Origin of the sequence: Streptomyces silaceus (assembly GCF_001419745.1) — a bacterium.
Taxonomy (GTDB): Bacteria; Actinomycetota; Actinomycetes; order Streptomycetales; family Streptomycetaceae; genus Streptomyces; species Streptomyces silaceus.
The window spans coordinates 1-9,918 of sequence record NZ_LIRJ01000614.1 but is presented as its reverse complement, the minus strand read 5'-3'; the positions used below and the strand labels follow the sequence as shown (position 1 = coordinate 9,918).

The following is a 9,918-nucleotide window of genomic DNA, read 5'->3' as shown; positions in this document are numbered from 1 at the left end:
CCTGCTGCGGAACGTGCTGGGGCTGGGGGTCGGGACGTCCGCCGTCGCCTTGTCGGGCGGGGCGGTGGTCGCGACGCTCTCCAGCGCGGTGGGGGCCCGCCTGGTGGGGCGGATCGCTCCCGAGGCGCTGCTGCGGGGCGGGCTGACGGCGATGCTCGTGGGGTCCAGCGCGCTGCTCGCGCTCACGGGGGCGGGGCTGCTGACCGTCTTCGTGTGCCTGCCGCTGCTGGCCGTGGTGTGCGGGGGATTCGGGCTCGTGGTCGCCAACTCGGCCGCGCTGGCGCTGGCGCGGGTTCCCGGGGCGTCCGGGATGGGGTCCGCGCTGCTGGGCACGGCGCAGAGTGCGGTCGGCGCGGTGGTCGCTCCGCTGGTGGGGCTCGGTGGGGAGCACACGGCTCTGCCGTTGTTCCTGGGGATGGCTCTGTGCAGTGGGGTCGCCCTGGCGGCGGCTCGGGTGGGCGTACGCGGACGGGGTGCCCCTCTGGTCGAGGGGCACCCCGTCGGGTGAGGCCGTCGGCGCCTCACCTCTGGCTGCTCGGCACCGGGACGGCTACGCCTTCACCGGCTAGACCTTCGCCGGCTCCGGGTCGTCCGAGTCGGCGTCGTCCGAGGACTGCGGCGGGACTCCCGCCTTCTTCGCCCGCTTCGCCGCCTTCTTCTTCGCCCGGCGCTCCTTGCGGAGTTCCACCATCGCGTAGAGCGTCGGGACGAGGAGGAGGGTGAGGAGCGTCGAGGTGATCAGGCCGCCGATCACGACCACCGCGAGCGGCTGGGCGATGAAGCCGCCCTCGCCCGTGATGCCCAGGGCCATCGGAAGCAGCGCGAAGATCGTCGCCAGGGCCGTCATGAGGATCGGGCGCAGTCGGTGGCGACCGCCCTCGATGACCGCCTCGACCGTGCCGTAACCCTGGGCGCGGTACTGGTTGATCAGGTCGATCAGCACGATCGCGTTGGTGACCACGATGCCGATGAGCATCAGCATGCCGATCATCGCCGGGACGCCCATCGGGGTGCCCGTGGCGATCAGCAGGCCGATCGCGCCCGTCGCCGCGAACGGGATCGAGACGAGCAGGATCAGCGGCTGGACCAGCGACCGGAAGGTCGCGACCAGGAGCATGAAGACGATCGCGATCGCCGCGAGCATCGCGAGGCCCAGCGAACCGAACGCCTCGTCCTGGTCCTCGGAGACACCGCCGATGGACGCCGTGGCGCCGTCCGGCAGCTTCAGCGCGTCCAGCTTCTTGGTGAGGTCCGCGCTCACCGCGCCCGTGTTGTCGCCGGTCGGCTTCGCCGTGATCGTCGCGGCGCGCGCGCCGTCGATCCGGGTCATCGAGACCGGGCCGTCGACCAGCTTGACCTCGGCGATGTCACCGAGCTTCACGTTCGGGCCGAGCGGCAGCTTCTTCAGCTCGTCGAGGGTCTTCGCGGGCTTCGCCGACTTGACCACGACGTCGCGCTCGGTGTCGTCCAGGGTCGCCTTGCCGCTGGTGGTGCCGCGCACCGCCTGGGCGACGACCGCGCCGAGGGAGGACTCGTCGAAGCCGGCCCCGGCCGCCTTGGCGTTGGCCTTGACCGAGATCCGCGGGACGCTCTGCGAGAGGTCGCTCTGGACGTCGGTGACGTCGTCGAGCTTGGCGACCTCGTCGCGTACCTTCTCGGACGCCGTGCGGAGCACGTCGCCGTCGGCGGCCTTGACCACGACGCTCAGGTCCTGGCTGCCGAAGCCGTCGCCGGCCGACACCTTGGTCTGGCCGATGCCGGAGAGCTCGGCGAGCTTCTTCTCGACCAGGTCCTGCGTCTTCTCGTACGACGCCTTGTCCTTGAGGGTCAGCGTGTACGAGGCCTGGTTGGTGTCCGTGGACCCGCCGAAGGCGGCCAGGAAACCGGACGAGCCGACCGTGACCTGGTAGTCCTTGATCTCGTCGAGGCCGGAGAGCATCTTCTCGATCTTCTTCGCCGAGGCGTTGGACGCCGCCAGGCTGGTGCCGGGCTTCAGCTCCTGCTTGATGCTCAGGACTTCCTGCTCGCCCTGGTCGAAGAAGTTGGTCTTCAGCAGGGGGGCCATGCCGAACGTGCCGACCAGGATCACGATCGCGATGCCGAGGCTGGTGAGCCGACGGCGCGTGGCGAAGCGCAGGACGGGGACGTAGAGCCGCTGGAGCCTGCTGCGGTTCTCCTTCTCCTCCGCCTTGCGGCGCGCCTCCTCCGGGTCGACGCCCCGGATCGCCTTGGGGGGACGCAGGAACCAGTACGAGAGGACCGGCACGACCGTCAGTGAGACGAGCAGGGAGGCGAGCAGCGCGGCCGTGACCGTCAGCGAGAACGAGCCGAACAGCTCGCCCACCATGCCGCCGACCAGACCGATGGGCAGGAACACCGCGACGGTCGTCAGGGTCGAGGACGTCACCGCGCCGGCGACCTCCTTGACGGCCTTGATGATCGCCTGCTCGCGCTCCTCGCCGTAGCCGAGGTGGCGCTTGATGTTCTCCAGGACGACGATCGAGTCGTCGACGACACGGCCGATCGCGATGGTCAGCGCGCCGAGCGTGAGCATGTTGAGGGAGAGGTCGCGGGTCCACAGCACGATCAGGGCCAGGACGACCGAGAGCGGGATGGAGACCGCGGTGACCAGCGTCGAGCGGATCGACGCGAGGAAGACCAGGATCACCAGGACCGCGAAGACCAGACCGAGCGCGCCCTCGGTGGTGAGACCCTCGATGGACTTGGAGACGGCCGGGCCCTGGTCGCTCGCGATCGTGATGTCGGAGCCGGCGCCCAGGTCCTTGCGCAGGTCGGGGAGCTTGTCCTTGACCGCGTCGGAGATGGCGACGGCGCTGCCGTCGTGGTCCATCGTGACGGCGACGGCGAGGCTGGGCTCGCCGTTGGTGCGCGTGATGGACGTGGCGTCCGCCTGCTCCTGCTTCACCGTGGCGACGTCGCCGAGGCGCACCGGCTTGCCGGGCTGCTCGCCGGGCGTGGCCTCGGGCGTGACCCGCAGGTCCTGGATCTGCTGGAGGGAGGTGAAGCCGCCGCCGACCTGGACGGTGCGGTTCTTGCCGTCCTCGTCGAAGGAGCCGGCCGGCAGCGTGGCGCCGCCCGCCTGGAGCGCCTTGCCGATCGCACCGGGGGTCAGGCCCGCCTTCGCCAGCTTGCCGTCGTCCGGGGTGACGTCGACCTGGAGGTCGCGCACGCCGTCCACGGTGACCTGACCGACGCCGTCGATGTCCTTGAGGGACGGCACGACGGTGCGGTCGAGCTGGTCGGCGAGGGCCTGCTGGTCCTTGTCGGAGGTGACGGACAGGACGACCGTCGGGATGTCGTCCGTGGAGCCCGCGATGACCTGCGGGTCGACGTCGTCGGGGAGCTGGGCGCGGGCGCGGTTCACGGCCTGCTGGACGTCGGCGACGAGCTGCTTGGAGCCGTTGCCGTAGTCGAACTGGGCCATGATCACGGCGTTGCCCTCGCTCGCCGTGGAGGTGATGCCGGTGATGCCGTCGACCGCGTCGATGTTGTTCTCGAGCGGTTCGACGACCTGCTTCTCGACCACATCGGGAGACGCCCCCTGGTACGGGGCGAGCACGGACACCATCGGCAGTTCGATGGAGGGCAGCAGCTGCTGCTTGAGCTGCGGAATCGCGATCGCGCCGAAGACGATCGCGATGATCGACATCAGCCCTACAAGTGCCCGTTGGGCAAGGCTGAATCTGGACAGCCAGGACATGGGGGTCTCTCTCTGTGGCGTACGCGGCAGGGGGGCGGACAGAGCCGGGCAGGGCCGGGCGCGGTGCCCGAGGCATGCGGATTTTCGCCCCTCACACCATCAGCCATCGGCATCGCCCGATGCCTCACTCCCAGGACCCCTTCTTGTCCCCCGCGTACTGCGGGCGCAGTACGCCCACCCCTCGCGTCACTCCACCCTTGGACGGACCAGGCCCGATTCGTACGCAATGACGACGAGTTGGGCCCGGTCCCGCGCGCCGAGCTTCGCCATCGCGCGGTTCACATGGGTCTTCACCGTGAGCGGGCTGACCTCGAGGCGCTCGGCGATCTCGTCGTTCGAGTGGCCGCCCGCGACCTGGACGAGGACCTCGCGCTCGCGGCCGGTGAGCGCGTCGAGCCGCTCGCCGCGCACCGGGGCGTCCCCGTCCGAACCCTCGCCCTGCGCGAGGAACTTGGCGATCAGGCCCTTGGTGGCCACCGGGGAGAGCAGCGCCTCGCCCGCCGCCGCGATGCGGATGGCGCCGAGCAGTTCGTCGGGTTCCGCGCCCTTGCCGAGGAAGCCGGAGGCGCCCGCGCGCAGGGACTGCACCACGTACTCGTCGACCTCGAAGGTCGTCAGCATCACCACGCGGACGTGGGACAGGGCCGGGTCGGCGCTGATCATGCGGGTGGCGGCGAGGCCGTCGGTGCCGGGCATGCGGATGTCCATCAGGACCACGTCGGCCCGCTCCGCTCTGGCGAGCGCGACCGCCTCCGCGCCGTCGGACGCCTCGCCGACCACCTCCATGTCGGGTTCGGAGTCGACGAGCACCTTGAACGCGCTGCGCAGCAACGCCTGGTCGTCGGCGAGCAGTACGCGGATCGTCACGCGGTCCCTCCCTTGGCCGTGATCACGGGCAGGATCGCATGGACGCGGAAGCCGCCGCCGTAGCGGGGCCCGGCGGAGCAGCTGCCGCCGAGGGCGGTGACGCGCTCCCGCATGCCGATGAGGCCGTGCCCGCCGCCGTCGGCCTTCTCGCCGGTCGCCTCGTCGCGCCTGCCGTCGCCCTTGCCCTTGCCGGGGCCGTCGTCGATGACGGTGACCTCCACGTTCGGGCCCACGCGGACCACGCTCACCTCGGCCTTGGCGTCCGGTCCTGCGTGCTTCTGCACATTGGTGAGGGCCTCCTGGATGATCCGGAACGCCGCGAGGTCGGCGGCGGCCGGCAGGTCGAGGCCGATCTGGCCGAGCGCGACCTCCACGGGCAGGCCGGCGTTGCGGAAGGTGTCGAGGAGTTCGTCGAGGCGGTGCAGTCCCGGTGCCGGTTCGGTGGGGGCCTCGGGGTCGCCGGTCTGGCGCAACAGGCCGACGGTGGCGCGGAGTTCGTTGAGCGCGGAGCGGCTCGCGTCGCGTACGTGCGAGAGGGCTTCCTTGGCCTGGTCGGGCCGCTTGTCCATGACGTGGGCGGCGACGCCGGCCTGCACGTTGACCAGGGCGATGTGGTGGGCGACGACGTCGTGCAGGTCGCGGGCGATGCGCAGCCGTTCCTCGGCGACGCGGCGCCGGGCCTCCTCCTCGCGGGTCCGCTCGGCCCGCTCGGCGCGCTCCCTGATGGCGTCGACGAAGGCGCGGCGGCTGCGGACCGCGTCGCCCGCGGCGGCGGCCATGCCGGTCCAGGCGAAGATGCCGAGGTTCTCCTGGGCGTACCAGGGCAGGGGGCCCGAGAGCATCGCGACGCCGGTGAGGCCGGTCATGGTGACGAGGCCGATCCGCCAGGTCGTGGAGCGGTCGGTTCTCGCGGCGACGGTGAACAGCGCGATGACCGCGCACATCACGACGGGGGCGCGGGGTTCGCCGGTGAGCAGTTCGACGAGGGCGGCGGCGCAGGTGGCGGCGAGGACGGTCCAGGGGGCGCGGCGCCGGAAGACGAGGGCGAGGGCACCGAGGGCCATCAGGAGGAGGCTCGGGGCGTCGGGGGTGCGGGTGCCCCAGGTGGGGCCGTGCTCTCCGTAGGGCTCGGCGAAGGAGCCGACGACCATGCAGACGAGGACGGCGCAGGCGAGTGCCGCGTCGACCGCCAGCGGGTGTGTTCTGGCCCAGCCGCGGCCTCGCAGGAGTGTGGTCACCGCTCAACGGTACGGGGCCTGGGCGGCCGCCTGGACCGGATCTCCGGGGCTCGGGCGTCCCCGCCGGCGCGGGGGCCTGGGGGGTGGGGGCTTGGTTCTGTTCCTTGGCGCGGGCTCTGTGTGGTTGCTCGCGCCGTTCCCCGCGCCCCTTGCGGGGCCCGACCGGTTCGCCTTTGGCCGCGGGCCCGATGTGGTTGCTCGCGCCGTTCCCCGCGCCCCTTGCGGGGCCCGGGGGGCGTCAGCCGGGGATCAGGCCGTCGTCGCTCAGCATCTGGCGGACTTCGTCCAGGGAGGCGTCCGGGGCGGGGAGGATGAGTTCTGAGGGTTCCAGGGCGTCGTCCGGGAGGGGGGTGCCGAGCTCCCGGACCTTGTCCAGGAGCGCGTGGAGCGTGCGGCGGAAGCCCGCCTCGTCACCGGACTCCATCTCCTCCAGGAGTTCGTCGTCCAGCTTGTTCAGCTCGGCGAAGTGGCCGTCGGCCAGCTTCACCTGCCCCTCCCCCATGATCCGTACGATCACGTCGTCCTCCTCGGACGTAGGGCCTACTGCTTGTCGAACCGCGGGGTGTCCTGCGGCTGCTGGGCCTGCGGCGCGCCCTGGCCGGGCTCGATGGCCTGCTTCGGGGTGCTGCCCCCGGCCAGCTCGGCCTTCATGCGCTGCAGTTCCAGCTCTACATCTGTACCACCGGAGAGGCGGTCGAGCTCGGACTGGATGTCGTCCTTGGCGAGGCCCGAGGAGTCGTCGAGGGCACCGGAGGCGAGCAGTTCGTCGATCGCGCCGGCCCGCGCCTGGAGCTGCGCGGTCTTGTCCTCGGCACGCTGGATCGCCATGCCCACGTCGCCCATCTCCTCGGAGATGCCCGAGAAGGCCTCCCCGATGCGGGTCTGCGCCTGGGCCGCGGTGTAGGTGGCCTTGATGGTCTCCTTCTTCGTACGGAAGGCGTCGACCTTGGCCTGGAGGCGCTGCGCCGCGAGGGTGAGCTTCTCCTCCTCGCCCTGGAGCGTCTGGTGCTGCGTCTCCAGGTCCGTCACCTGCTGCTGGAGCGCGGCGCGGCGGGAGAGCGCCTCGCGCGCCAGGTCCTCGCGGCCGAGCGCCAGCGCCTTGCGGCCCTGGTCCTCCAGGGTCGAGGACTGCTTCTGGAGCTGGCTCAGCTGCAGCTCGAGGCGCTTGCGGGACGTCGCCACGTCGGCGACGCCGCGGCGCACCTTCTGCAGCAGCTCCAGCTGCTTCTGGTACGAGTAATCGAGGGTCTCGCGCGGGTCCTCGGCCCGGTCAAGGGCCTTGTTCGCCTTCGCGCGGAAGATCATCCCCATACGCTTCATGACACCGCTCATGGGCTTCGCGCGCCCCCTTCTGACGGACTTCCAGCTCCAGGTACTGCTCAGAACCCACAGTACGGGCCCTGCATCCATTACCGCACTGTTCGCGTGCGGATGCGCTCATCCCCAAGGACGACTGCGTCCGGCGGTGCTCCGGCGTAAGGAGTAGGTGCACCCCTGTGACCGACCCCGAGAGGCCCGGGGACCCGTCCCCGCACCGGCCGCTTACCGCCTGCTACGTCCCCTTGGACACGTAAATCAAGACGCCCGGTGTTGCCGGATCGTTCCCCACTCCCCTGGGGTCCATGCCCCGGCACCCCGTACCCTTGGGTTTTGTGTTCCGTAGCCGATCCAAGGACGAGAAGGCCCCGGCCGCCCAGGCCCCGGTGACCGACTCCAAGCAGCCCCGTGACCCGCAGGCCCCCAAGGGCCGCCCCACCCCCAAGCGCGCCATGGCCCAGTCGCAGCGCCGCAGCGTGACGAACACGCCGACGACGCGCAAGGAGGCCGCGAAGCGGCAGCGCGACGAGCGCCGTGCCCAGATGGCCAAGCAGCGCGAGGCGCTGGCCAGCGGCGACGAGCGGTACCTGCCCGCCCGCGACAAGGGTCCCGTGCGTAAGTTCGCGCGCGACTTCGTGGACTCGCGCTTCTGCATCGCCGAGTTCTTCCTGCCGCTCGCGGTGATCATCCTCGTCCTGAGCATGGTCCGCGTGCCCCAGCTGCAGAACATCGCGCTGCTGCTCTGGCTCTTCGTGATCGTCATGATCATCGTCGACTCGGTCGCCACCGCGTTCCGCCTGAAGAAGCGCCTGAACGAGCGCTTCCCGAGCGAGAACAAGAAGGGCGCCGTCGCGTACGCCCTGATGCGCACCCTCCAGATGCGTCGGCTGCGCCTCCCGAAGCCGCAGGTCAAGCGCGGAGAGCGGCCCTGAGCGGATTCTCCGGCGGGGCAGGTGCCTGGCTCGCGAAGCTCGGCGGCCTGCGCAACGCCGTACGGCAGGAGCTGGTGGCCCGCCAGCTCGACGAACAGATAGCGGGCCGCTACCCCGTGGGCCAGCGGCTGCGCGTGCTCGACGTCGGCATGGGGCAGGGCACGCAGGCCCTGCGGCTCGCCCGTGCCGGGCACAAGGTGACGGGCGTCGAGCAGGACCCCGACATGATCGCCGCCGCGCGGGCGGCGCTCGCCGACGAGCCCGAGGGCATCCGGGGGCGGGTGCGGATCGTCGAGGGCGACGGACACCAGACCGGGGTGCACTTCCTGCCCGGCAGCTTCGACGTGGTGCTCTGCCACGGCGTCCTCATGTACGTCGAGGAGCCGGACGCGCTCCTCGCGGGGCTGGCGCGGATGCTGGCGCCCGGCGGGCTGCTCTCGCTCCTCGTGCGCAACGCCGACGCGCTCGCCATGCGGCCCGGCCTCGCCGGGGACTGGCCGGGGGCGCTCGCCGCCTTCGACTCCGTCGCGTACCGCAACCGGCTCGGGATCGACGCCCGCGCCGACCGGCTCGACGCGCTGACCGCCACGCTGGCGGGGATCGCGGCCCCGCTCCAGGCCTGGTACGGGGTGCGGGTCTTCACGGACACCGTGGGCGACGACCCGGCCATACCTCCGGAGTGGGAGCTGGAGGCCCTGCTGAACGCCGAGGAGCGGGCGGGCCGCACCGACCCCTACCGACAGGTGGCCGCGCTGCTGCACCTGTGCGGGGTGCGGGCCTGACGGCATCCGTACGGGGTACGGGCCGGAAGGCTTCCGTACGGGGTGCCGGCTGACGACATCCATACGGGGTACGGGGGCGCGGGCCCGGCGCCCGGCACGGCCCCCGCACCCACCCGGTTGCCCCACAGCACGGGCGGCGGCAACGGACGAAAAGCACACTCGGGACATGTCCAAGCCCCGTGTCCGTGCCGCCTCCGTCCCGCTCGCCGCCGCGCTCACCGCCGTCGCCCTCGTCGGCGGGTGCTCCTCCTCCGGGTCCGGTGACGCCACCCGGTCCACCACGCAGGCCGCGCCCGCCGCCGCGAACGACCTTCAGGACGACTACCAGAAGGTGATCAAGGACGTCCTGCCGTCCGTCGTCCAGATCGACGCCGCCGACGGCCTCGGCTCCGGCGTCGTCTACGACGACAAGGGGCACATCGTCACCAACGCCCACGTCGTGGGCGACGAGAAGCGCTTCAAGGTCACCACCGCCACCGGCGAGCAGGCGCTGACCGCCGAGCTGGTCGCCGCCTACCCCGAGCAGGACCTCGCCGTCATCAAGCTGAGCGAGGTGCCGAGCGGGCTGAAGGCCGCCGCGTTCGGCGACTCCGCCAAGGCCGAGGTCGGGCAGATCGTGCTGGCGATGGGCTCGCCGCTCGGCCTGTCGTCCAGCGTCACCCAGGGCATCGTCTCGGCCACCGGGCGCACCGTCAGCGAGGGCCGTTCCGGCGGCGGCACCGGGGCCACCATCGGCAACATGCTGCAGACCTCGGCGGCGATCAACCCGGGCAACAGCGGCGGCGCGCTCGTCGACCTCGACGGGCAGGTCATCGGCATCCCCACGCTCGCCGCGACGGACCCCGGCATGGGCGACGGCGCGGCCCCCGGCATCGGCTTCGCCATCCCGTCCTCGATGGTGAAGACGGTCGCCGACCAGATCATCAAGGACGGCAGGGTCACGGACTCGGGCCGCGCGGCGCTCGACATCACCGGCCGGACCGTGCTCGGCGACGACTACCGGCCCGCGGGCGTGGCCGTCGTCGAGGCGCGGAAGGACGGCGCGGCGGCCGGCGCGGGGC

Annotated in this window: 8 protein-coding genes and 1 pseudogene; 4 read left to right on the top strand and 5 right to left on the bottom strand. The window is 71.7% G+C overall.

The window, feature by feature from the left end; translation table 11 throughout:
* A pseudogene (locus tag AOK22_RS37745) lies at positions 1 to 508 on the top strand (multidrug effflux MFS transporter); the annotation flags it as partial.
* 57 nt (positions 509 to 565) lie between these two features.
* Here AOK22_RS37745 and AOK22_RS37740 read toward each other — a convergent pair.
* The 5 genes from AOK22_RS37740 to AOK22_RS37720 form a co-directional block, all read right to left on the bottom strand.
* A complete protein-coding gene (locus AOK22_RS37740; RefSeq protein ID WP_055703168.1) occupies positions 566 to 3,721 on the bottom strand; it encodes an efflux RND transporter permease subunit in 3,156 nt (1,051 codons plus the stop codon).
* 186 nt (positions 3,722 to 3,907) lie between these two features.
* The gene (locus AOK22_RS37735) at positions 3,908 to 4,588 is read right to left on the bottom strand and encodes a response regulator (RefSeq protein ID WP_055703167.1); all 681 of its coding nucleotides are present in this window, start codon (positions 4,586 to 4,588) and stop codon (positions 3,908 to 3,910) included.
* Complete coding sequence (locus tag AOK22_RS37730) at positions 4,585 to 5,826, bottom strand: sensor histidine kinase (protein ID WP_055703166.1); 1,242 nt, start codon at positions 5,824 to 5,826, stop codon at positions 4,585 to 4,587. Before AOK22_RS37730 ends, AOK22_RS37735 begins: the two co-directional genes overlap by 4 nt.
* 238 nt (positions 5,827 to 6,064) lie before the next feature.
* Positions 6,065 to 6,343: a PspA-associated protein PspAA gene (pspAA, locus tag AOK22_RS37725; protein WP_055703165.1), complete on the bottom strand. Its 279-nt coding sequence runs from the start codon at positions 6,341 to 6,343 to the stop codon at positions 6,065 to 6,067.
* 23 nt (positions 6,344 to 6,366) lie between these two features.
* Entirely contained in the window at positions 6,367 to 7,158 is a 792-nt protein-coding gene (locus AOK22_RS37720) for a PspA/IM30 family protein (RefSeq protein WP_055703164.1), read from the bottom strand.
* A gap of 290 nt (positions 7,159 to 7,448) precedes the next feature.
* On the opposite strand from AOK22_RS37720, the gene AOK22_RS37715 reads away from it, so the two are divergent.
* The 3 genes from AOK22_RS37715 to AOK22_RS37705 form a co-directional block, all read left to right on the top strand.
* Positions 7,449 to 8,075, top strand: a complete 627-nt coding sequence (locus tag AOK22_RS37715) for a DUF3043 domain-containing protein (protein WP_079037093.1) — start codon at positions 7,449 to 7,451, stop codon at positions 8,073 to 8,075.
* Between the two features lie 74 nt (positions 8,076 to 8,149).
* Positions 8,150 to 8,857: a class I SAM-dependent methyltransferase gene (locus AOK22_RS37710; RefSeq protein ID WP_055703162.1), complete on the top strand. Its 708-nt coding sequence runs from the start codon at positions 8,150 to 8,152 to the stop codon at positions 8,855 to 8,857.
* 166 nt (positions 8,858 to 9,023) lie between these two features.
* On the top strand, positions 9,024 to 9,918 hold an 895-nt coding region (locus tag AOK22_RS37705), incomplete at its 3' end, for a S1C family serine protease (RefSeq protein ID WP_055703161.1).